General features: G+C 56.0%; 24 protein-coding genes and 1 pseudogene. 11 read left to right on the forward strand and 14 right to left on the reverse strand.

What is annotated here, in order from left to right; genetic code table 11:
* The 3 genes and pseudogenes from Q0C48_RS12900 to Q0C48_RS12910 form a co-directional block, all read right to left on the reverse strand.
* Positions 1 to 432 (reverse strand): annotated as a pseudogene (locus Q0C48_RS12900) (response regulator); the annotation flags it as partial.
* Between the two features lie 9 nt (positions 433 to 441).
* Positions 442 to 1,926: a hypothetical protein gene (locus tag Q0C48_RS12905; RefSeq protein WP_291524996.1), complete on the reverse strand. Its 1,485-nt coding sequence runs from the start codon at positions 1,924 to 1,926 to the stop codon at positions 442 to 444.
* A gap of 81 nt (positions 1,927 to 2,007) precedes the next feature.
* Positions 2,008 to 2,439, reverse strand: coding sequence for a hypothetical protein (locus Q0C48_RS12910; protein ID WP_291524998.1), 432 nt, complete (start codon positions 2,437 to 2,439; stop codon positions 2,008 to 2,010).
* 113 nt (positions 2,440 to 2,552) lie between these two features.
* On the opposite strand from Q0C48_RS12910, the gene Q0C48_RS12915 reads away from it, so the two are divergent.
* A complete protein-coding gene (locus tag Q0C48_RS12915; protein WP_291525000.1) occupies positions 2,553 to 3,638 on the forward strand; it encodes a L,D-transpeptidase family protein in 1,086 nt (361 codons plus the stop codon).
* Between the two features lie 30 nt (positions 3,639 to 3,668).
* Here Q0C48_RS12915 and Q0C48_RS12920 read toward each other — a convergent pair whose 3' ends face one another.
* The 10 genes from Q0C48_RS12920 to Q0C48_RS12965 form a co-directional block, all read right to left on the reverse strand.
* On the reverse strand, positions 3,669 to 4,469 hold the full coding sequence (locus Q0C48_RS12920) for a YdcF family protein (RefSeq protein ID WP_291525002.1): 801 nt from the start codon (positions 4,467 to 4,469) through the stop codon (positions 3,669 to 3,671).
* A gap of 14 nt (positions 4,470 to 4,483) precedes the next feature.
* Positions 4,484 to 5,437, reverse strand: coding sequence for a lipoyl synthase (lipA, locus tag Q0C48_RS12925; protein ID WP_291525004.1), 954 nt, complete (start codon positions 5,435 to 5,437; stop codon positions 4,484 to 4,486).
* Position 5,438: 1 nt separating this feature from the next.
* Complete coding sequence (lipB, locus tag Q0C48_RS12930) at positions 5,439 to 6,077, reverse strand: lipoyl(octanoyl) transferase LipB (RefSeq protein WP_291525006.1); 639 nt, start codon at positions 6,075 to 6,077, stop codon at positions 5,439 to 5,441.
* Positions 6,074 to 6,340: a DUF493 domain-containing protein gene (locus tag Q0C48_RS12935; protein WP_291525008.1), complete on the reverse strand. Its 267-nt coding sequence runs from the start codon at positions 6,338 to 6,340 to the stop codon at positions 6,074 to 6,076. The genes lipB and Q0C48_RS12935 overlap by 4 nt, the downstream gene beginning before the upstream one ends.
* A 115-nt stretch (positions 6,341 to 6,455) precedes the next feature.
* Entirely contained in the window at positions 6,456 to 7,622 is a 1,167-nt protein-coding gene (locus tag Q0C48_RS12940) for a D-alanyl-D-alanine carboxypeptidase family protein (protein WP_291525009.1), read from the reverse strand.
* A 143-nt stretch (positions 7,623 to 7,765) separates the two neighbouring features.
* The gene (gene rodA / locus Q0C48_RS12945; RefSeq protein ID WP_291525011.1) at positions 7,766 to 8,860 is read right to left on the reverse strand and encodes a rod shape-determining protein RodA; all 1,095 of its coding nucleotides are present in this window, start codon (positions 8,858 to 8,860) and stop codon (positions 7,766 to 7,768) included.
* Positions 8,857 to 10,665, reverse strand: coding sequence for a penicillin-binding protein 2 (gene mrdA, locus Q0C48_RS12950; RefSeq protein ID WP_291525013.1), 1,809 nt, complete (start codon positions 10,663 to 10,665; stop codon positions 8,857 to 8,859). Before mrdA ends, rodA begins: the two co-directional genes overlap by 4 nt.
* Complete coding sequence (gene mreD / locus Q0C48_RS12955; RefSeq protein ID WP_291525014.1) at positions 10,662 to 11,138, reverse strand: rod shape-determining protein MreD; 477 nt, start codon at positions 11,136 to 11,138, stop codon at positions 10,662 to 10,664. The genes mrdA and mreD overlap by 4 nt, the downstream gene beginning before the upstream one ends.
* Complete coding sequence (mreC, locus tag Q0C48_RS12960; RefSeq protein WP_291525015.1) at positions 11,135 to 11,974, reverse strand: rod shape-determining protein MreC; 840 nt, start codon at positions 11,972 to 11,974, stop codon at positions 11,135 to 11,137. Before mreC ends, mreD begins: the two co-directional genes overlap by 4 nt.
* Positions 11,975 to 11,999: 25 nt before the next feature.
* A complete protein-coding gene (locus tag Q0C48_RS12965) occupies positions 12,000 to 13,040 on the reverse strand; it encodes a rod shape-determining protein (RefSeq protein WP_366937061.1) in 1,041 nt (346 codons plus the stop codon).
* A 435-nt stretch (positions 13,041 to 13,475) separates the two neighbouring features.
* On the opposite strand from Q0C48_RS12965, the gene moaC reads away from it, so the two are divergent.
* Positions 13,476 to 13,985: a cyclic pyranopterin monophosphate synthase MoaC gene (gene moaC, locus Q0C48_RS12970; RefSeq protein ID WP_291525018.1), complete on the forward strand. Its 510-nt coding sequence runs from the start codon at positions 13,476 to 13,478 to the stop codon at positions 13,983 to 13,985.
* A 3-nt stretch (positions 13,986 to 13,988) separates the two neighbouring features.
* Here moaC and Q0C48_RS12975 read toward each other — a convergent pair whose 3' ends face one another.
* Positions 13,989 to 14,294 carry a hypothetical protein gene (locus Q0C48_RS12975; RefSeq protein ID WP_291525020.1) on the reverse strand — a complete coding sequence of 102 codons (306 nt, stop codon included), beginning with the start codon at positions 14,292 to 14,294 and terminating at the stop codon, positions 13,989 to 13,991.
* A gap of 177 nt (positions 14,295 to 14,471) precedes the next feature.
* Between Q0C48_RS12975 and Q0C48_RS12980 the strand changes: the two genes are divergently transcribed.
* The 9 genes from Q0C48_RS12980 to Q0C48_RS13020 form a co-directional block, all read left to right on the forward strand.
* Positions 14,472 to 17,330 carry a molybdopterin oxidoreductase family protein gene (locus Q0C48_RS12980; protein WP_366937060.1) on the forward strand — a complete coding sequence of 953 codons (2,859 nt, stop codon included), beginning with the start codon at positions 14,472 to 14,474 and terminating at the stop codon, positions 17,328 to 17,330.
* An 18-nt stretch (positions 17,331 to 17,348) separates the two neighbouring features.
* Positions 17,349 to 18,041 carry a 4Fe-4S dicluster domain-containing protein gene (locus Q0C48_RS12985; RefSeq protein ID WP_291525024.1) on the forward strand — a complete coding sequence of 231 codons (693 nt, stop codon included), beginning with the start codon at positions 17,349 to 17,351 and terminating at the stop codon, positions 18,039 to 18,041.
* A gap of 9 nt (positions 18,042 to 18,050) precedes the next feature.
* A complete protein-coding gene (locus tag Q0C48_RS12990; protein WP_291525026.1) occupies positions 18,051 to 18,989 on the forward strand; it encodes a DmsC/YnfH family molybdoenzyme membrane anchor subunit in 939 nt (312 codons plus the stop codon).
* A 61-nt stretch (positions 18,990 to 19,050) separates the two neighbouring features.
* Positions 19,051 to 20,079 (forward strand): GTP 3',8-cyclase MoaA, encoded by a 1,029-nt coding sequence (gene moaA, locus Q0C48_RS12995; protein ID WP_291525028.1) that lies wholly within the window; start codon positions 19,051 to 19,053, stop codon positions 20,077 to 20,079.
* 100 nt (positions 20,080 to 20,179) lie between these two features.
* Positions 20,180 to 20,509: a rhodanese-like domain-containing protein gene (locus Q0C48_RS13000; protein ID WP_291525030.1), complete on the forward strand. Its 330-nt coding sequence runs from the start codon at positions 20,180 to 20,182 to the stop codon at positions 20,507 to 20,509.
* 123 nt (positions 20,510 to 20,632) lie between these two features.
* Positions 20,633 to 20,863, forward strand: a complete 231-nt coding sequence (locus Q0C48_RS13005) for a sulfurtransferase TusA family protein (RefSeq protein WP_014029822.1) — start codon at positions 20,633 to 20,635, stop codon at positions 20,861 to 20,863.
* Positions 20,864 to 20,908: 45 nt separating this feature from the next.
* Entirely contained in the window at positions 20,909 to 21,379 is a 471-nt protein-coding gene (locus Q0C48_RS13010; RefSeq protein WP_009562304.1) for a DsrE/DsrF/DrsH-like family protein, read from the forward strand.
* A 63-nt stretch (positions 21,380 to 21,442) separates the two neighbouring features.
* Positions 21,443 to 22,129, forward strand: coding sequence for a 4Fe-4S dicluster domain-containing protein (locus tag Q0C48_RS13015; protein ID WP_291525035.1), 687 nt, complete (start codon positions 21,443 to 21,445; stop codon positions 22,127 to 22,129).
* 10 nt (positions 22,130 to 22,139) lie between these two features.
* Positions 22,140 to 23,062 (forward strand): heterodisulfide reductase subunit B (locus tag Q0C48_RS13020; RefSeq protein ID WP_291525037.1); only part of this gene is annotated, 923 nt, incomplete at its 3' end.

Below are 23,062 nucleotides of genomic sequence, written 5' to 3' on the forward strand. Positions count from 1 at the left end.
GGCAGGGGGTGTGGATAGCGCGGGGATCGCGACCTCGGGCCGGATGGGCATGACCGTAGCGCTGCTCCTGCCTGCTGGTTTTCCGAGAGCGGGGCCACTATTCAGTAACAGCTCCAGTGCTGGAAACAGGGTTTCCATACGTATGGGTTTCTGCAAAACCGGGAACATACTATCGGCTTGCGGGAAAACGCTCGTCAGGAGGATACGTTGTTCCGGTTGTTCCCCATGCAATCGATGAGCAATAGCCATACCCTCTGCACCATCCACATCAATAATGGTCACTGCAGATGCTTGCGTATCACCGAGATCCAGCAGTTGATAATGGCGCCGGGTAAACATTTTGAAGGCCATACGGAAGACGGCTTCTTTGCGTGCATCCATCCCGATGCTGCGAACGAGGATACTATCGCTATTAGAGGGGTTTTTCGTCATGATCAAATCCTAAATGATCTGTCGTTGCGGGTAGCGCTGGAGGCGTTCAGCCAGGCCGAACATTTGGCGCATGATATCTTCATTGGGCTGCGTATCTGTTGTAAGAATCGATTTGATGAATTGGGAAAAGCGCTCGCGGGCGTCCATCCGTTCGTACATTTCAAGGAGCGGCCCATAATAAATGCTATGGTCCGGTTGAGCTAATGTGGCCTTCTCCAGAAGATCTACGGCTTCATCTACCTGCCCATACTCCAGAAGCAGGTTGAATTCCTCGATAATGCTGTCCTCACCGCCCTTCGGAGTGATCTGATGATCGCGGCGGATTTCTTCCGTTACCAGCGGAGGATTGCTCAGTGGTATGGCAGTGATGGGCAGGTAAAGCCCGTACTGCTCGGCCAGCCCGGCGAGAACATGCTCTTCTCCGTCACTCTCGGCAAGGAGGGTCCACAGGTCATGCTTACCCAATCGCTGGCCGCGGTGCAGCAATCGCGTTCGCAAAGCGCTACCTGCACCCCACAAGGTAATATAGAGCTGAAGGAGGGATTCAGCGTAGGGCGCGCATCGCCGCTGGACGTAAAGCATCTCCAAAAGGGTGACCTGGAGGATGAGTTTGCGGGGATCGAGAATAATGTTACGGCGTAACAGACGCTCGGCCTCAGGATATTGGCGACACGTCAGCAAATGGCGTGCGGCAACGAGGGGCGAAATCAGTCCGGCCACTACCTCGTATTCCTCCTCATCCAGCGGCGTGATGTCATCGGACCCGGTCAGCAGTATGGCACCTGTGCCCACAGAGCTGTTCTTTAAATCCCCGCCCGATAACTGCTCTGTCTTTGCAACGAATCCAGACAGATCCAGCGGCTCCGGATTGACGATGGCTTGCTCTAGCTCCTTCTGTGCACCCATGAGTGAGGAGGATGCCGCTGATTGTGGTGCATGGGTAGCGTGGGTGATGACCGCGGCAATCTGCGCGCCGTTCACCCCTAAATTCTCTGCGGTTACCCGCAGTTGCAGGTTTTGTGGATCCAGTTTCAGCCCTTCCAAAACGAGATCCTGGGCCTCTGCGCCAGGGATGGCACGCGAATCATTGAGTTTTTCTAAAAGTTCAGCGAAGTGATCAATATCAGGAATTTCACGATAGATCGAGAGGAGCCGACGCATCTGCTGAATGTTATCGGGGTTGTGATCCACGTACCAGCTCAGGGACGTGGCCGCCTGTTCCAGGTGGCCATAGGAAAGATAAATCTCCACCTCGTCGAGAATGCTGGTTTCATTGACCTGCATAGAGGAAGTTATTTCCGGCGTGGCGTTGGCTGGACCGGTTTTAATAGCTGGGACTGCTTGTGTCGGACTTCCCCTGCTCCCGCGGGCATTGCGCAACGTGCCCGCGGCCTTGAGGAGCTTCTGTCTGCGCAATACCTTCCACAGCCCGGTCAAGACGACCAAGGCCACGAGGAAAGCTATAATAATCAGACTGCCGAGGGGCAATTCCATGCAGGAATCTCGCTTCAGGATGAACGTGGCTTTGCTTCTTTGTCGCTGTTAGCCCTGTAGATAGGCGTTTTAATGGTGCTGTCAATGTGCGAAGAGGTCGGCAATTTCATGGATGCGCCTTGTGCTGGGACGCTGCGCAGCCGGAGAGGCGCCTGCCGTGGCCGCGTAACCCGTAAATAATGCAGGCAAAGCGTTTACGATGAGGGGGAGACGTTCCCGACTCACCGTGGCCAGCCGCCACTCGGCACGCCATCCATGAACGGGATGGCAAGTGCAAATTGCGACACCCCAGCCGCGCTCCTGCACTGACCATTGATGCTCGGCGACGCATAATTGGTGCTGTTGCGGCGTGTGCTTCAGGCCGACGTAGGGGCCAGCATAGGGCACGTGCAGATCGCCAGCCAGATCAGCCAGCATGTGATCGAGACGATGCAGCGCATCGCGTAACAACGCACTGGAAGCAGGTTTACTGCCTACCGCGTTTTTCAAAAATATCAGGTGTGGTGATTCCATACAGGCCTCCTTTTACTTTATGATTATGACGGTAATGCAGGGCGCTGCCAATGCGCGCGCGGTGGATGGTTTTTTTTTGCTTTTTCAATGTGCCGCAAACAGGAAAATAAATAATGCGAAAACAGTTAGGTATCTGGTTTCTTGCAGCTTTCGTAGGGTATGCTGCGACGGCAGCAGGCGCCAGTGTATATGCTTTGCCCGCTCAGGGTAATATTGTCGGGGCCCTTAAGGCGGTAACCACTCATAGCGACGATACGCTTTTGGATATCGGGCGTTTCTATGACCTGGGTTACAATCAGGTGACGGCGGCCAACCCTGGTGTTAATCCCTGGCTCCCCGGCCAGGCCAGTAAGGTGGTTATTCCTGCCGAGTATGTTTTACCGCCAAAGCCATGGACCGGTATCGTCGTAGATATTCCGGCACGGCGGATATACTATTTTCCAGCGAATGACCGGGTGGTATACACCTATCCTGTTGGTGTCTTTTTGCCGGGCTGGAAGGAGCATTTGACGGCCACGCAGATTATTGCCAAGTTTAAAATGCCCGCATGGAATGTTCCCAAAAATATCCACGCATGGTTTGAGAAGAAATTTCACATGGATATCCCATGGTACTGGCCACCCGGTGCAGAAAACCCCATGGGGGAGCTGGCGATGGAGACCGGGCTCTCCGGCATCTTTATCCATGGTACTTACCATCCCTGGGGGGTTGGTATGCGGGCCAGTCAGGGTTGTTTCCAGATGTTCCCGGAGAATGTCGCGCAACTTTTTCCCATGGTTCCGGTGGGTACCCCGGTGCGGATCATTGATCAGCCCAACCTTGTGGGGGTGCGTGATGGGCAAATCTACCTGCAGTCATACAAGCCGATGCATGCCTATCACCAAAAAGGCATCCCGGATTTGCAGCGTGCCGTTATGACGATCAAGTCTTTTATGGTGCAGAATCGCATCAATCAGGATATCGATTGGGACAAGGTCCGACGTATCGTGGCGGAGCACAACACCGTGGCACTCCCCATTGGGGTCGACGCGCCAAGTTATGAAACGCTGGCTGCCGCACTTCCCGCAACGCCTTATGCGTATGCGCCTTACGGTCCGGCGGCGAATGGCGCTGCGGTACCGCCGCCATTAGCTTTGGCGGGCGTCGCCGATCAGGAACATCTGCATGTCCAGGTGACTTTCCCTGATCAGAAGCCGTAGAAAAGTCGCTCCCTCCTCAGGGCTGTGGGACTAGTGACCGCCCCCGATCCCTTGCTCCTGAATCCAGAGCCAAAACAGCCCGAGGTACTCGTGACTTGCCTCGCTGCTGATTTCCAGGTAGATGGCTCGCGGCAGCCAGCTCTCCAGCCGGAGTCCACTCACCCGATCCAGACGGTAATCGGTGGGAACGGGGATCACTTTCACGTCAGCGTGGCGGAACCAGGCGGCCGCCCGTGGCATATGCAGCGCGGAAGTCACTAGGTATGCCTGGTGGACATTGTGCCGGGCCAGCAATGCTGCGCTGTCTGTCGCGTTGGCGGCCGTATTGTAGGACTGGGTTTCCGGCCAGATGGGGCTTTGTACGCTCAGATCCTGGCGCAGGATGGACTCCATGGTGACCGCCTCGGGCGGGGCGCCTAGTCGCGGAGCGCCACCACTGGGAATTAAGGGGAGCCCAGTTCGTTTGGCCAGTTGCGCTGCCGCCATCAGGCGCACGAGGGTACGTGCATTCGCTGTTTCCTGGTCCGACTCTGGGGATTGCATGACCTCCCCGCCCCCTAACACGACAATCGCCTGGGGAACATCGGCACCACGTAGCGGTTGCACCAGTGGCGGATAGCGATCTTCTAAGGGCAACAGGAGAAGTCGCGCTCCTACCGCAGTAGAGAAAAAATAGAGGGTGCCCAGCGCGAGCAGAATGAGCACCCGGCCGAAATAGCGCCACCCCACAATTTCTGCCAGCCAACCGATAGCGGCGAGGATGAACAAGACACCCGGTGGCTGCAGCAGTGCTGAGGCCAGGGTCAATGTAGTGGTGTAGCGCAACAGCATAACCCTGGCTCCGCTCAGTCCCCGCCCATTTCATGGAAACTGCGCTCGGCATGGTAGGAAGATCGTACCAGTGGCCCGCTGGCAACGTGGCGGAATCCCATAGCCATGCCATCTTGCTGTAACTGCCGAAATTCCTCTGGCAGAACGAATCGCGCGACCGGCAGATGATGGCGGGAGGGTGCCAGATACTGCCCGAGGGTGAGTAGCTCGCATCCCGCCTGCCGCAGATCTCGCATCACTGCGCGGATTTCATCGAGTTCCTCGCCCAGACCAAGCATCAGCCCGGATTTTGTGGGGACATGAGGATGCTGTGCCTTAAAGGCAGTGAGTAGTTGCAGCGAGTGACGGTAATCCGCACCGGGCCTGGCCTGTAAATACAGGCGCGGTACGGTTTCCAGATTATGATTGAAGACGTCTGGCGGTGTCTCCTGGAGTGCTGCCAAGGCCCTCTCTGCCCGACCGCGAAAATCCGGTACGAGGATTTCTATGTGCAGTTCCGGACAACGTTCACGCAACGCTGAGATGACCTGGGCAAAGTGCTGGGCGCCGCCATCGCGGAGATCATCACGGTCTACGGAGGTAATGACGACAAAGCGTAGTTTCATACTTGCCACGGTCTGGGCAAGGTGGACAGGTTCCAGAGGATCGGGTACTTGCGGACGGCCATGCGCCACGTCACAGAAGGGGCAGCGACGGGTACAAACGTCTCCCAGGATCATGAAGGTCGCCGTCCCACCGCCGAAGCATTCTCCCAGGTTGGGGCAGGAGGCTTCTTCACAGACCGTGTGGAGGCCCGCTGTACGCAGGATCTTTTTGAGCCTGTCTACCTCTGGGGACAATGGTGATCGTACCCGCAACCACTGGGGCTTGGGCTGGCGTTCGGACTTTACCGGAATGATGGGTATGGGGTTGCGTGCGGTCTTTTCGGCACCGCGCTCGGCTTTTTTAGACTGGTGTTGGGGGTCCATGTCAGGCCCCTCCTTTTCTTAAGGGGCGATCCAGGCTGATAGCCAATTCCGCCATCAGGGTTTCGGCAACATCGTGGCTTGGCCAGTTCGGACAGAGGTCGTGCACCTGAGTGACAGCGAGATTGACCATGCCACAAGGATGAATACGCTGGAAGGGGCTCAGATCCATCTCCGTGTTGAGGCTGAGGCCGTGGTAACTGCGACCGCGCTGAATACGCAGGCCCAGGGAGGCGATTTTGGCATCGCCCACATAGACTCCGGGAGCATCGCGACGCGCATGAGCGCTCACGCCATGTTGCCGGAGCAGACGAATGACGGCTTGTTCCATGGCGGTGGTTAAGCTGCGGACGTTGATTCCCATACGGGGTAGATCAATGAGCAAATAGACTACCCATTGTCCGGGTCCATGATAGGTGACTTTACCACCGCGATCACTGCGAATAACCGGAATAGGGCCGGGGTCGAGAACGTCAACCGCGTCGGCATTGCGTCCGAGGGTAAAGACCGGGGGATGCTGGAGAAGCCATATCTGGTCCGGGGTATCGGCGTCTCGCTGTGCCGTGAATTCGCGCATGGCGTCCAGCACTGTAAAGTAAGGGAGTAGGCCCGGCCAGCAGCGAACGAGTAGCGGTGTATTCATAAGCAGAGGATCACGCCGTCGATCTCTTTGACGGATGTATAAATAGCGAGGAGGTGCTCATGGCTGCTGACCTCCAGGGAAACCGTGACGGCCTGATATTGCCCCTGGCTGCTGGGTCGGCAAGAGAAGGCCGTGTCCGGCAAATCCGCCGCATGAGGCGCGATTGCCGCCCGCACCGCCGCGAGCAGATCAGTGTGCTGACCAATGGCTTTGACATGGTGCAGGTGTGGAAAGTCTTCTGCTGGATTTTTTTCGGTTTCCATAGCGTTTCGTAACCCCCTCGTGTCATCGTCGGACAGGACCAATTCATGGCGTCGAGTATCATGGTAAGTCTTCCTCCGCCTGAGGTGAAGACCTGCCATAGCTTCGGCATTTTGCTTATAGCGCGCTGCTGATCTTGTGGAAGATCTGCGCTATCCAGCCCGCCTTCTCCACAGAAGTCTGGGCAACAACAGGCACGGACTTCAGTGCTTTGCCATCCAGCAGGAATACGAGCCGCCCGACGACCGCACCTTTCTTCAGCGGAGCCTGGAGATTGGGTGCAATCTCCACCACGCGTTGTAGCTCGGAAAAATGTCCTTTCGGAACGGTAATGTTTACGATCTGTTCGACGCCCACAGGGATATGCATGGGCGATAAATCGCTGCGGGTGATCTCGCTGACTTTTTCCCCGGCAGTATAAACCGAATGGTTAACGAAAAAGCGGTATCCATAATCCAGCAGGGCTTCGACGGCATTGGTGCTGCCGGCCCAGCTCGGCCCGCCGAGAACAACGGCAATCAGGCGGCGGCCATTCCGGGTGGCGGTGGCATCGATACAATAGCCGGAGGCATCGGTCAGACCGGTTTTCAGGCCATCCACCGTGGGGTCACGGAAAAGCACCGGGTTCCAGCTCCGCTGGGTAATACCATTGTAGGTATAAGACTTTTCCCTGGTGATCTGGATCACTTGTGGGAACTGTTGAATGAAGGCGTGCGACAGTTTGGCGACATCCAGCGCGGTCGTATAGAGATTGTTGTCTGGCAGGCCATCGACATTGCTGTAATGGGTATTGTGCAGATTGAGGCGCAGAGCCATATCGTTCATCAGTGTGACAAAGCCCGACTGACTGCCCCCCACCGCTTCGGCAAGCGTTACCGCCGCATCGTTCCCTGAATCAATCAGCAATCCATGCAGCAATTGATCGACATTTGCCGGATCATTGGGCTGGACAAACATACTGGAGCCCCCTGTCTTCCAGGCCGTATTGGAGATAGGGACGTTTTCCTTAGGAGTCAGGGTGCCGCTCTGAATAGCCTGATAGGTCAGATAGGCCGTCATCAGCTTGGTGAGGCTGGCCGGCGCGCGGCGCAGGTTTTCACTTTTAGCCGCGATGATCTGTCCGGTATCGTAGTCCATCAGCACATAGCTGACGATGGCTGGCAAGGCCGGTGCAGGTGGTGTGGGCAGCATGGGCATCGGGGTTGCGGCAAGCGCCCAGGGTGCGAGACACAAGCCGACGAACAAGACGAGCATTCTGGTGATCAGGGTAGTACGGACAATCATGAGGGGCCTCAGTGGTGAGCGCTGATCGGAATTTGGAATGGTTTTGGGTAGGTCTGGAATTATAGCGATGCCCCGGCAGAAAGCCATGCCCGGGAGCGGAAGGCAGCATCCAACACCCAGCGCTTTTTTGGGGAGAAATCGCATTATTCATGTGTGCGCGGATGGGCGTGGACCGACATCAGGATACCCAGCCCGACCATAAAGGTCAGCATAGCTGTTCCGCCATAGCTTATCAGTGGCAGAGGCACTCCTACCACGGGAAGGATCCCTGTGGTCATACCCATATTGATGAAAATATAAAGGAAGAAAGTCAGGCTCAGGGTGCCGGCAATGAGGCGACCGAAGGAATCTCGGCTCTCATAGGCGATTACCAGGCCGCGCAAGACAATGAGCAGGTAGGTGGAGATGAGGACAATGACTCCGACCAGGCCAAACTCCTCGGCAAATCCCGCAAAAACGAAGTCGGTTTGGGCTTCTGGCAGGAAATCGAGGTTAACCTGGGTTCCGTTGAACCAGCCCTTTCCCCAAAATCCACCAGAACCTACGGCGATCATGCTCTGAATGATATGGTATCCCGCACCGAGGGGGTCGCGTTGGGGATCCAGGAAAGTCAGGATGCGCTCTTTTTGGTATCCGTGCAGAAAATGCCAGAGTACCGGCCCGCTGACCGCGACCAGAATGACGAGCCCGACAAACCAGCGGCGGCGCACCCCCGCCAGCCACATCATGAAGACCCCGGCAGCGCCAATTTGTGCGGCTGTGCCGAGGTCTGGTTCCTTGGCGATGAGCAAAAAGGGGATGGCAATGAGCACAAATCCCGCGATAGCAGAAAGCCAGTGGCGGACGTTTTCCTGTTGAGAATAATAATAGGCGAGGAACAGGGGCAGGGCGAGCTTCATCAGTTCCGAGGGCTGAAAGGTCAACGGCCCGACTCCCAGCCAGCGGCGTGCGCCAAGACTGGTTTTGCCCGCCACGAGGGTGATGGCGAGCAGGATAATACCTATGGCGTACAAGGCGGGTGCCCAGGCGCGAATGCGCTCAGGTGGCGTATTTGCGACGATTACCAGCACGACGATGCCGACAGCGAATCGCAAAAGCTGAGCAAGCACCACGCGGATACTTTCCTGGCTGCCGCTATATAGCACCGCGAGGCTGATGAGCATGAGTATCACGATACCCGTCATGAGCGCCGGATCCAGTTTCCGCAGCGGCCGCAGCAGGCGAATGCGCCAGTTCATGGGTTGATCTCCGACGCTGTCACCGTATTGAGGTAGGCGTCGATTACCGCTCTGGCAACGGGGCCGGCAGTACGGCCTCCGTGGCCACCATGTTCGACAACTACCGCCACCGCGATGCGCGGATGGTCGGTAGGCGCATAGGCGATAAAAAGTGCGTGATCCTGCCAAAGTTGGTTCGTATTATGCAGGACTCGACCAGAGTCATTACGCTGCGCATGGTGTATCTGAGCTGTGCCGGTTTTGCCAGCAATGGTATGGAAATCATTGGCCAGCGATTTGCCGGTACCGGAAGTCACGGCATCACGCATCGCATCCTGAATAACGGCAATGTCGTCTGGCGAAAAATCCAGGGCTTGCGTCACGCTGTCGGGCGATTGTTCCACATGAGGTGTTACCAGTCGGCCACCGTTAGCGATACTGGCAGTGGCACGTGCCAACTGGAGTGGGGTACTCAGCAGGTAACCCTGTCCTATTCCCATCATTACTGTCTGTCCTTGATACCACGTCTGGCCGTAGCGCTGGCGCAGCCAGTCCGGGGAGGGGACTACACCCGTGGATTCCCCGGGTAAATCCACTCCACTGCGCTGACCGAAGCCAAAATGAGCGAGACCGTTGCCGAGCTGGGTGACGCCGAGGCGCATGGCGATTTGGTAGAAATATACGTCATTGGAATCACGAATAGCTTCGCGCAGATTTTCCGCACCATGACCACCGGGCTTCCAGTCGTAATACTTGTGCTTAGTGCCGGGGATCTGGTAGTAAGCGCCGCCAGCGAGCCGCTGATCATCGGTGACGGCCTTGTCATGCAGGGCGTTGAGTGCCACAAAAGGCTTGATGGTAGAGCCCGGAGGATAGCTGCCCCGCAGGAACCGGTTGGTCATGGGCGTGCCCGGATCGTCCCGAAGTCTGGTCCATACGGCGGTGCTCAGGCCATCGACGAAAGCATTCGGATCGAACGCGGGTGCCGAATAAGCGGCGAGTACACCACCATTCTGCGGATCCAGTGCTACTACGGCGCCTTGCTGCCCGGCCATGGCCCGGGCGGCAGCCTGCTGTACGGCGAGATCCAGAGTCGTATGGAGCGTCGTTCCCTGCTGGGCCGAGTTGCACAACCGGGAGTGTAATGTGCGTCCGCGGGCATCGACTTCTACCTCCTGATTGCCGGGTTGGCCTTTCAGCAGTGCTTCATACTGCGCTTCCAGACCGTTTTTGCCGATGCTATCCAGCCCGGCGTAGTCCGCGGTCTGGTTTTCACTGATTTCCGCAGGCGTCAGGCGGCCCACATAGCCCAATACATGGGCGAAGAGCGAACCATAGGGATAGTGGCGTTTAATCCGAGTCTGTATTTCCACCCCCGGAAATTGATGGCGCTGCACGGCAAATGCTGCCAGCTCATCAGGATTGAGATCGCGACGAAGGAGGACGGGTTGATAGGGATGCGCATGCGCCAGATCATGGTTGAAACGTTTCTGATCCTCCGCATTGATGGGTAATATCTTCTGCAGGCGGTGGATGGTTTCGACCAAATGGATGGCCTTGTTTGGCGTGATCGCAAGTGCGAAGCTGGTCCGGTCATCAGCGAGTACCTGCCCACGTCGATCGAGAATACGGCCGCGCAGGGGGGCGATCGGCAGCAAGGCAATAATGTTATGGGTGGATTGGGTGGCGTAGTGGTCGTGGTCCCAGACCTGCAGCCTGAATACCTGTATAGCTACTATGGTCGTAAGCAGAGCGATCAATCCCGCCACGACGAGAAGCCGGCCGACGAATAGCCGATGCTCCTGGGCGGGCTGTAATGCGTTCATATATGTCGCGGGCGTAATGCGTGACGCAGATAATCGAGCGCCAGCGTAAAAAGTGGCCACAGCAGGGCGCCGATCAAGGGTCCCAAGAGTAGAGAAAAATGCCAGGTGATGGCACCTGCCCAAGCCTGCCACAACCAGACCAGCAAACGCTGCATTAGCAATAATAGAAATATAAAGAACAACTGCTCCCAGGACGACAGGCCGCGGACTCTGCCAAGGCCAGTGTAGAGCAGATAAATCATAATAACCCCAGCGATAGCCTGAGCTCCCAGCACATCCCCGAGTACCATATCCTGAAGCAGACCGATCAGCCAGACGATGGTGAAGCTTAGTTCAGAGCTGCTGCTGATCGCCCAGTAGAGCAGCAGCAGAGCAACAAAATCAGGATGGAGTAACGCATAAAGCGGACCGCAGGGGATGGTTTCTGCTGTAAGTGCGAATAAAAAGCCGAGAATGAGCGCGATGGCGATCATGGCGTTGCCGCGGGCCGCGAGGATAGGGTATCCCAGAGCATAAGCACCGTGCTCAGTTGTCCCAGACGAACGGCCGGTTGTACCATAATCTGTGCAAAGGAGTGGTCACCATTACGGACGATCGCAGAAATCGTGCCGACATTCAGTCCCGGCGGGTAGCGCCCACCTAAGCCAGAGGTGACCAGTCTATCGCCGACCTTCAGGGCGGTGTTGCGCGGTTGAAAGGGTACCGCAAGGCTGTCAATATTTCCCCTGCCGTCTACCAGCAAGGGGGTGTCTGAGTCTGCGGGCTGTACGGGAATGCTGCTGTCCAGGTCAGAAAGCAGAGCCACCTGACTGCTCATAGGCGAAACACCGACTACCTGGCCCGCCACTCCCCCTGCGGCAAGAACCGGCTGTCCGACAAATACTCCCGCGCGCGCCCCCATGTTGACGATTAACAACTGGCTACTGGGTGAAAAGTTCTGCGCGATAACCTGCGCGACGGCCACTTTCCCGGGCGGCTGGGGGATGCTATCGAGTAACGCAAGAAGCTGACGGTTTTCGTTACGCAGGATATCCGCTTCTAATAGTTTGGGTTCGACACCGACGAGTTCAGCGTGTAGTCTGATATTTTCGGACTCTAGCTCAGCACGGCTTTGCAGGTAGTTGTCAGCCTGCTGCCAGAAGCTGGTTCCCTGCATACTGATCCACTGCACAGGATAAGCCATGGTCAGAGAAACGCTTTCCATGTTGGGATGTTTTTCGCTGAACACCGAAACAAACACGGTCAATAAAACCAGTACCGCTACGCGAAGGAGCGGCGGGTAGCGGCGGGGGAAAAACAATGCAGGCATGGTAGCTCAGGAGAAGCTGTTAAGCTTAATCGTCGGCAAATACCTCACCCAGCAACTCCAGTTCTTCGAGCGCCCGACCGCTGCCCCGCGCCACGCAGGTTAACGGGTCCTCCGCAACGATGACCGGTAGTGCCGTTTCCTCCATGATCAGGCGATCCAGATCGCGGAGGAGGGCGCCACCGCCGGTCAACACCATGCCTCGTTCAGCGATATCGCCAGCGAGTTCGGGAGGCGTCTGCTCCAGGGCCAGTTTGATGGCGCCGACAATTGCACCTAATGGCTCCTGAAGGGCTTCAAGAATTTCATTGCTGGTAATTGTAAAAGTCCGAGGAACGCCTTCAGCAAGATTGCGTCCGCGTACTTCCATGCTGAGCACTTCCTGACCGGGATAGGCGCAGCCTACCCTCTTCTTGATCTCTTCGGCGGTAGTCTCACCAATCAGCATGCCGTAATTGCGACGAATGTAGTTGACGATCGCTTCATCCATTTTGTCACCACCGACACGCACGCTCTGGGAGTAGACTACCCCGCCCAGCGCGATGACACCGACTTCGGTGGTGCCGCCGCCAATATCCACCACCATGGAACCGGTAGGCTCCGCAACGGGCATCCCGGCCCCGATGGCGGCCGCCATGGGCTCTTCAATCAGGTGTACTTCGCGTGCGCCCGCGCTCATCGCCGACTCGCGGATAGCGCGCCGCTCCACTTGCGTTGCACCATAGGGTACACAGACGATAATCCGCGGGCTTGGGCTCAGGAAGCGTTGATGGTGCACGCGTTTGATAAAGTGCTTGAGCATGGCCTCGGTAATCTGGAAATCGGCAATCACACCGTCTTTCAGTGGTCGGATAGCCGTAATGTTGGCCGGTGTGCGGCCCAGCATACGTTTGGCTTCCTCCCCGACATGCATCCGTCGGCTGGTAGCCCCATGCCGCCCGGTGTGGATGGCTACCACGGACGGTTCAGACAGCACAATACCCTTGCCGCGCACGTAAATCAGGGTGTTGGCAGTGCCCAGGTCTACGGCGAGATCGGTGGAGAAAATTCCAAGAATGCGTTTGAATATCATCAAGTTAAAAGCCTTGCTGAAAATGGAGGGAGCCGCTTTGAAGGGGCAGAAACTTACTGCATCCACCACAAGCCGTGTGCAAAGAGCAGTCTAGCATGAGGAATGGCCGAGACCAAAGCTATGAAGTCTGTGGATAAATGGCTACAGCATCCGTTCTGAGAAATGCCTCAACTGCCTGTGGCTGCCCGGCCAGGCGGCGACGATTAGCACCAGGGGGACAAAAAACCGGCACTGGCCACTGCGAAGGTATGCCGGTTACCTGTAACGGGTTATAGATCGCGGGATTTCGGGAGGCAGAAAACGTGGATCGGCTTGCGCAGAGATGCTGAAAAAACAGAGAATCGTCCACAGCCAAAACCGTTTGGGAAAGGTCATAGCGGCGTCCTGAATGGTGCGTGTTCCGTAGTCTCTCGCAAAAGGAGTGCCATATCCATGTCGAATCCCAATACCCTCAATCATTTTAATGTGCTAGGTGAAGCCCACATGGTCGATGTCGGTAAGAAGGCAGTGACGACGCGTGTTGCGCTGGCGGCAGGTGAAATCATTATGGCGGATTCTACACTGGAACGCATCGAGTCTGGACGAATGGGGAAAGGTGATGTTCTGGGTGTGGCACGCATCGCAGCCATTCAGGCCACCAAAAGAACATGGGAGCTGATCCCTTTGGCACATCCCTTGCTCCTCACCGGCGTCGAGGTCGAATTGACTCCTGCTCATGATCCGGCGCGGATTGTTTGTCGCGCCGAAGTGCGCTGCGCCGGGCAGACAGGTGTCGAGATGGAAGCGCTCACTGCGGTTTCCGTGGGTTTGCTCACTATTTACGACATGTGCAAAGCCATAGATCGCGGGATGCTATTACAAAACACCCGCCTTTTACGGAAAGGCGGCGGCAAGACAGGCCTCTGGGTGAGAGACCGGGCGTCCTGTCCGCCTTCCGCCTGATACCTACTTACCGCGGTTCGGTGAAGAGCTGTAACGCACCATTACATCCCGATCCTTCCAGTTCGCCTCTTTCAGGATCTCATCGGGGATCATGTAGCGATCCTGCGGTGCCACATCCTGAAACTTCACCACGCGCAGTACGTCGGCGAAGGAAAGTTTACGCAGCAGGCCGTCTTTGTCCGTGGCGCGCACGATCATGGCATCCTTGAGAAGGGCGTAGACGTAGAAATTGCCGGGCCGCAGCTTACCTTCCTTATCCTTCCAGGTGATGGTAATGCGCGAATGTTCCTTGAAATCATTGCGAATCATGAGTGAATCTCCTTGGGTTAAGCGCCGTTAAACTAATCACCGTGCCGGGTATAAAGCAAATAAGGGCTACTTATTACAAAATCAAAAACGCTGACTTGCTTTATCAGGCATGCTCCGCCACCATCTCGGGGATAACGGGATATCCCCAATTTGGGGCATGCAGACGCGAGGTACAAGATGGCTACCGTCATGGAATTTGAAGACCATAGCACGCAGGAAATTAAATACACGACTTGCTACATGTGTGCCTGCCGTTGTGGCATCAAGGTCACGGTAGAGGACAATAAAGTACGATTTATCCAGGGCAATCGCAACCACCCGATCAATCAGGGCGTCCTCTGTGCAAAGGGTTCCGCCGGGATCATGAAGCAGTATTCTCCTGGGAAGCTGCGTAATCCGCTGCGGCGTAAGCCGGGTACCGAGCGTGGCGCCGGCGAGTTTGAAGAAATCTCCTGGGATGAGGCCATCGATACTCTGACCCAGCGTCTCGCCCACATTCGCGCCACGGACCCGAATAAGCTGGCCTTCTTTACCGGCCGTGACCAGATGCAAGCACTTACCGGCCTCTGGGCGCAGCAGTTCGGCACACTCAACTGGTCTGCCCATGGCGGTTTCTGCTCGGTGAACATGGCCACTGCCGGTCTGTATATGCTGGGGCATGCCTTCTGGGAATTCGGTGACCCGGACTGGGATCGGACCAAATATTTCATGCTCTGGGGTGTTGCTGAAGACCATTCTTCCAACCCTATGAAGATCGGGCTAGAGAAGCTCAAGCGTCACGGCGGTAAATTTGTCGGCATCAATCCGGCGCGCACCGGATATCAGGCTATTGCGGACGAATGGGTGCCTATCAAGCCGGGCACTGACGGACTGCTGGCACTCTCCATGGTGCACGTACTTTTGCAGAACGAACAGTTCGACTGGGACTTTCTCCTGCGCTACACCAACGCGCCCTTCCTCGTGGTGAATACCCCCGGCAAGAAGGGTGACGGACTGATTCTGCGTGATGCCGAAGGGCATCCCATGATTTGGGATCTCAAAAAAGAGGCCTTTGCCAATGGTATGGAGGCCGGTTCCAGTGGCGCCCTCTTTGGCGAATATACCGCGCCAGACGGGAGACCCGTGCGCACCGTCATGTCCGTGCTCACTGAGCGTTATCTGGACGATCAGTTCTCGCCCAGAAATGCCAGCAAGATCACCGGGATTCCTGCCGAAACTATTGAACGTCTGGCACTGGAAATGGCCCATGTGGCCTTCAAGGAGAGCATCGAAATCGAAGTGGAGTGGACCGACTGGGCGGGCCGCAAGCACGACAAGTTTATCGGGCGCCCGGTGTCCATGCATGCCATGCGTGGTATCTCTGCCCACTCTAACGGTATGCAGTCGGCCCGCGCTATCCACCTGCTCCAGGTTTTACTGGGCACAATCGACTGCCCCGGTGGCTTCCGCTCCAAAGCGCCCTATCCCAAGCCCGTGCCGCCGCCCAATAAGCCCGCGCAGCACAGCGCACCGAATACGCCGCTCAAGTCCCTGCCGCTGGGTTTTCCCACGGCACCGGAGGACTTGGTCATCGACGAAAACGGTCAGCCCAAACGTATCGATAAGGCCTATTCCTGGGAGGCACCGATCGCCAATCATGGCCTGATGCACATGGTGATCACCAACGCGGTCAACAAAGATCCCTACGCCATCGACACGCTGATTTTCTTCATGGCCAACATGAGCTGGAACTCCACCATGAACACGGCTAACGTGCAGGAGATGCTTAAATCGAAGGACGACGACGGCGAATACAAGATCCCCTTCCTCGTGGTCGTGGATGCCTTCCATTCCGAAATGGTCAATTTCGGCGATCTGATTCTGCCTGATACGACCTATCTGGAGCGCTACGATGCTATTTCTCTACTTGATCGCCCTATTTCGGAACCGGACGCGATTTGTGACTCCATTCGTCACCCCATTCTCCAACCCGACCGTAACGTGCGGCCCTGGCAGGAGGTGATGGTGGATATCGCCGGTCGTCTCAAGTTTCCGGCATTCACCAAAGAGAATGGAGAGCCCCGGTTTACGGGCTATAAAGACTTCATCATTAACTATGAGCGGGCGCCCGGTATCGGCTTCCTGGCGGGTTGGCGTGGCGCGGATGGTAATAGCCATCTGCGTGGCGAGCCGAACCCTAACCAGTGGGATCGGTATATCGAAAATCAAGGGTTCTTCAAGTATCACCTGCCGGAATCCATGGCTTTTTACCGCTTTGCCAACAAGGATTATCTGGAGCTGGCGCAGCGTATTGGTTTCAATCCGACGGCCGATCCTATTGTTATCGAATTGTATTCTGAGACTTTCCAGCGCTTCCGTTTGGCGGGACAAGGACTTTACGATGGGCCGCAGCCCAAGGACCCGGTTGATCGTGAACGCCTGGCAACCTACTTCGATCCGCTGCCCGATTTCTATGAGCCTTTAGAGCAGCAGCGTATCGACAAAAAGGAATACCCCTTCTACGCCGTCAACCAGCGGCCGATGATGATGTATCACTCCTGGGACAGCCAGAATGCCTGGCTGCGTCAGATCATCGCTCAGAACTATTTGTATATGAACCGCCAGCGCGGCCTGCAGATGGGTATCGAGGACAAAAGCTGGGTTTGGGTAGAGAGTCACAACGGTAAAATTCGCGTGCAGGTCAAACTCATCGAAGGTTGTCAGGAAGATACGGTGTGGACTTGGAATGCCATTGGCAAGCAGTCGGGTGCCTGGGGATTGAAGCCCGATGCCGCCGAAGCAACCCGCGGCTTCCTGATGAACCATCTGATTTCGGAGCTATTGCCGGCCAAGCAGGGTGAACGGCGTCTGACCAACTCCGATCCGATCACCGGTCAGGCGGCCTGGTATGACCTGATGGTCAAGATCTACCCGGCAGCACCTGGAGAAGAGGGCACTTGGCCAATATTCCCGACCATGAGGCCTCTACCCGGAGACATCCCTGCGCCTGACGTGCTGCGTTATCACACCCACAAGCCTGTCAATCTGAAATCCTGACATGCCAAGGAGAATGTTATGAGACTCGGTTTGGTCATTGATCTGGATACCTGCGTAGGCTGCCATGCCTGCGCGGTGGCCTGTAAGGAATGGAATACCAGCGGTACAACGGCGCCACTGACGGACTACGACCCCTACGGCGCCAAGCCTTCGGGCGTGTGGTTCAACCGCATCCGTCACTATGAGGTGGGCGACTATCCCTACAACAAAACCATTAACTTTCCCATGTCCTGCATGCACTGTGAGAACGCTGAATGCGTGACCGTGTGTCCGACCGGAGCCTCTTACAAGCGCGCTGAAGACGGCATCGTACTGGTCGATCAGAATAAGTGTATGGGCTGCAACTACTGTTCCTGGGCCTGTCCTTATGGTGCCCGCGAACTGGATCGCGTCTCCGGCACCATGAAGAAATGCACGCTCTGCATCGACCGCATTTACGACATGGAGATTCCGGAAGAAGAGCGGCAGCCGGCCTGCGTACTGACCTGCCCGGCGCACGCCCGTATGTTCGGTGATGTTGACGATCCGGAAAGCCCGGTAAGCCGTGCGGTACGCGACCGGGGCGGCTACCAGCTCATGCCCGAACTCAACTACAACCCCACAAATCACTATTTGCCCCCCCGTGTCCACGCCCCCATCCCGACCGAAGAGCTCAAGAAAAAGGTTGTTCGCAAGGTAAAGGAGTGGGTCAATCGTGTCGTTGAGCGTTAAGGAGACCCCATGCATCCGGCTCTCGCAGTTATATTCCTGACCCTGTTCTCCGGCGGTGGTTTTGGCATCATGGCCCTCACGGCCATCGTCAATGATTTCCAGATCGACAGGGGGCTTAGCCCGTTGCAAACCATGATCGCGGTGATCCTCTCCCTCGTCTTTGTCAGTATCGGCATGTTGTCGTCTACCGCCCACTTGGCTAACCCTAAAAATGCCTGGCGGGCCTTCACCCGCTGGCGTACCTCTTGGCTGGCGCGCGAGGGTGTTTTTGCGGTGCTCTACTATCCGTTTGCGGCACTGTATTTGATCTGGGTGTTCTTCACTGGTGGGACCCACGACGCTGTCGGGTTGATTCTGGTGAATCTGGCGGGCGTCATCGGGCTGGTTACCGTTTTCTGCCAAGGCATGATTTACGCCGTGTTGCGTACGATTCGTCAGTGGAATACAGCGCTGGTCCCCGCCAACTTTTACGCCATGGGCTTGGCTACCGGCGCCACAGTATTGGCTGCAGAGCGGATTATCATGGGCGCTCCAGCGGACACGCTGGTGGGTATCGCCCTGGCCCTGTTGGCAGCGTCCGCCGTCATGAAGGGGATTTATTATTTCTGGATCGGTCGTCCAGGTGGCCCGACCATACGTACCGCTATCGGTTTCAATCGTTCTACCGTGCGCATTCTGGAACAGGGACATACCTTTGGAACCTTCCTGACGGAAGAGTTCGGACATACCTTGCCGACGGCTAAAGCGCGGAGTGTCAAGGTCGTGATGTATATCTTCGCCTTTGTCATTCCTATTGCCGCATTGGTGATCAGTATTGCCACCGGACAGTCGGCCTTCGCCTGGATTGCCGTTCTGTCGGTCATCTTCGGAATCGGTGTAGAGCGCTGGCTATTTTTTGTCGAGGCGCAGCATGTGGTTAATCTCTATCATGGCCGTCAGCAGTGTTGAGCGCGATCTCAAAAGAGGTCTAGTATAGATTTTCGGGTAAGGTTCCCAAGGAGTAGCAGACATGCCGCAAGGGTTATTTGCAGAACCGATACGAGAGACCGCATTAGCGGATCAGTTCGGCCGGCATGTCACCTATCTGCGCATTTCAGTCACTGAGCACTGCAATTTTCGTTGTAGCTACTGCTCTCCAGAAGAAGGGACCCCTTTCTTCGCGCGGGAAGATCATCTTCAGGTAGAAGAATATGATCGCCTGATTCGCATTTTCAGCGGGCTCGGCGTCCGCCACATACGTTTTACGGGTGGCGAACCACTCATTCATCCGCAGATTCTTTCCCTCGTCGGTTCCGCACGTCGCCACGGTGTGGGCAAGATCAGTATCAGCACCAACGGATTACTGCTAGGGCGCCGCGCCGCCGCCCTGCGGCGTATGGGTGTCAATAACCTGAACATCAGCCTTGACAGCCTTGATCCTGAAGTCTTTACACGGGTGACCCGGGGCGGTGACTTGCACCGGGTTCTGGAGGGTGTCGAAGCAGCTATTCTTGCGGAAATTCCTCGGATTAAGCTCAATGTCGTTCTGCTTCGCCAGGATAACGGAAATAGCCTGCCCGCGCTGGTGGAGTATGCGATGCAGCGCGGCATCGACATACGCTTTATTGAGACCATGCCCCTGGGCGAGGCTGGGGCGATCGCCCAGGAGAGGCAATTTTTGAGCGCCGCGGAAGCACAGCAGGTCATCGAGCAGCAATTTGGTCCGCTGCAACCTGTGACCAAGCCCGCAGATAATGGCCCGGCACGCCTTTATCAGCTTCCTGCAGTACGCTCCCAGGTGGGCTTTATTACTCCTATCAGCGACGATTTTTGTGCAACCTGTAACCGGGTACGCCTCACCGCGACGGGGCGCTTGGTGTATTGTCTGGGTCAGGATAGCGGATTGGAGCTTTTACACCTCGTCCGGGGGTCGAATAGTGATGGGCAGATCGCAGAGGCCATTATCCAGGGTATCTGGCGCGATAAGCCGGATCGGCACCACTTTGTAAATGACCCAAGTCGTTCCGCGCGAGTCTTCATGATGCGGCTTGGGGGTTAACCCTTGGGGCGTTTGATGTTTCTGGTATCTGGTCTACACGCCGCTCGGCGCATCGTGTAGACTGATTAACTAATTTTTCTTTCATGTAAGTGAGTGATGCATGTACGGTTTTCAAGAAATCACCGCAGATCAGCTCAAGGCCTTAACGGAACGCGGGGATGCGTTTACCTTGATTGATGTGCGATCGTCCGGCGAAGTGGCGCGGGGGGTCATTGATGGTGCCAAACACCTGCCCTTGCATCTGCTTCCCATGTCTGTGCAGCAGATGGATAAATCGCAAATGATCGTTTTTTATTGCCTGAGCGGTGGGCGCTCGGCACAGGCAGCGGCTTTCGCGGCTGCACAAGGCTTCGGCCAAGTGCTTAATTTACGGGGTGGAATATCCGCCTGGGCCAATCGAGGCTTTCCCATTGTGCAGTTGCCCAGTTAATAAGGATATTCTAAAATATGGGTGCTTAATCATCAAATCAAAATATTTGCCTTGCTGTTCATGTTGTTCCTGATAGAGTCTTGCAAGTAGTTTTTCAGACATCATAACCGAGGAGGTTAACCCATGGTACAAGAAGACAAAGTACTCGACGCCCGCGGACTGAATTGCCCGTTGCCGATTCTCCGCACCAAAAAGGCGCTTGGTGAACTGACCTCTGGGCAGGTCTTGAAGATCGTTGCTACCGATCCGGGCGCCGTGAAGGACTTCGAGGCGTTTGCCAAGCAGACGAAAAATCCTCTGCTGGAACACGCAGAAGCCGCTGGGGAGTTTATCTTCTTCATCCAGAAAGCCTAAATTTATCGAGGTTGGGTGCAGAAACCCGGCCGGGAGTACGAAATAATGGACGAGAAAAAGTTAGCAATTATCGCCACGAAAGGCACGCTGGATTGGGGCTATCCGCCCTTCATTCTGGCATCTACCGCAGCGGCGCTCGGCTATGGGGTCGAGATATTCTTCACCTTCTACGGCTTGCAGTTGTTGAAGAAGGATTTGAGCCATCTGCGCGTGAGCCCGCTCGGGAATCCCGCAATGCCCATGCCGATACCGATGCCGACGCTGATGATGGTGCTTCCGGGTATGGAAGGAATGGCCACTTCCATGATGAAGAGCAAAATGAAGGCTAAGGGTGTCGCCAGTCTTGAAGAACTGCGCGAACTCTGTGTCGAAGCAGAAGTACGGATGATCGCCTGTCAAATGACCGTTGATCTTTTCGAGTTTGATACGGCTGATTTCATTGACGGCATTGAACTTGGTGGCGCTGCCTCGTTCTTTGAGTTTGCCGGAGAGTCTGATATTACGCTCTTTATGTGAACTGTCGATCTGCACTGCGGGTCAACAGGTATGACGTATTAATTGCTAGCGAGGAGCGAGTAAATGGCGACTTACGCTGAGATGAAAGAGATGTTTGACGAAGTCCGCGCGGATTTTCGTTATGACCACGAACTCAATGGCTGTTTGAATTGTGGCATTTGTACGGCTACCTGCCCGTCTGCGCAGTTCTATGATTACAGTCCACGCGAGATTGTTCAGTTATTGTGGACTGAAAATATCGAGCAGATCTATGATGCGATGCAGGAAAAAATCTGGGCCTGTGCACAGTGCATGACCTGCGCGGCACGTTGTCCTTTCAAGAACTCCCCTGGCGGCCTGGTCATGATTCTGCGCGAAGTGTCTATTCGTCATGGCATGCAGTCGGCGAAAGATGTGTTGCGGCCCTTCGGTCGCGTCATGCTCAAGCTGATCACCACCGGCAACCAGCTTTCTCCCGATATGATTCAGCCCGATCACTTTCCCGACTGGGGCCCCAATATCCAGAAGGTAGAAGGCGATCTGCGGATCCTGCGTAAAGCGATTCCGGTGCGCACCTTGCAGACTGTGGAAACGGCGTGGGAAGTGTCGCTGAAGACCTCTGTAGAGATGTACACCATCTGGGAAATGACGGGCGTGCTCAAGTCCTTGGAAACCATGGACGAAAATCTCTTCGACGTGATTGAGGACTTCATTGACGAGAAGCGCGAAGATTACGAAGACTGGCTTGAGAGCCAGAGCGATAAGGACTGAGGAGTCAATCATGAGCGACAACAGCACGCAGCAAGGCGTAGCGGGTCACGGTGCTTTTTTTCAGGACACGAATCTTTCGGCGAACGAGGCCGAAGCGGCCACGGCCTGGGTGCGCAGCCATGTTGACCGGCGCACGATGGACCTGGGCGAGCGGATGGACGACATCCGTGATCACATGTGGGAACTGGAGAAAGAAGGCGAGATCATCGTCCACCGCATCAACGATGACCACAAGCCCATTGAAGTGGATACTTTGTATGGCTGGAAAAAACGTGTTCCTACCAACAACCTCTGGCATCACAAAAGCTGTGGTCAGTGCGGCAACATCCCCGGTTACCCCACCAGTCTGATTTGGTTTATGAACAATCTGGGCGTCGACTACCTCGACGAAACCGACCAGACCTCCTGCACCGCCTGGAACTACCACGGCTCCGGCATCGGCAATGTCGAATCCCTCGCCGCCGTTTTCCTGCGCAACTTCCATCAGGCGTACGTCTCCGGCAAGCAGCACGGCTTTGAGAATGGCCACTTCTTTCCCTTGGTGCACTGCGGCACCTCCTTCGGTAACTACAAGGAAATCCGCAAGTACCTGATCGAGTCGGCTGAACTGCGCGAAAAGGTCAAAAAGATCCTGGGCAAGCTCGGTCGTCTGGTCGACGGCAAGATTGTCATCCCCGAAGAGGTCGTCCATTACAGTGAATGGTTGCACGTTATGCGCAACCGCATCGCCAGTGAATTGCAGACCATCGACATGAGTAACATCCGCGTGACCACCCACGCTGCTTGTCACTACTACAAGATGGTGGCGGAAGACGCCATTTACGACAACAGCGTGCTCGGTGGCAATCGCACAGCGGTCGGCACCTCCATGGCCCAGGCCCTGGGTGCCCAAGTTATCGACTACTCCACCTGGTATGACTGCTGTGGCTTTGG

The sequence above is a fragment of the Acidithiobacillus sp. genome, assembly GCF_023255755.1.
In the GTDB taxonomy this organism is placed as follows: Bacteria; Pseudomonadota; Gammaproteobacteria; order Acidithiobacillales; family Acidithiobacillaceae; genus Acidithiobacillus.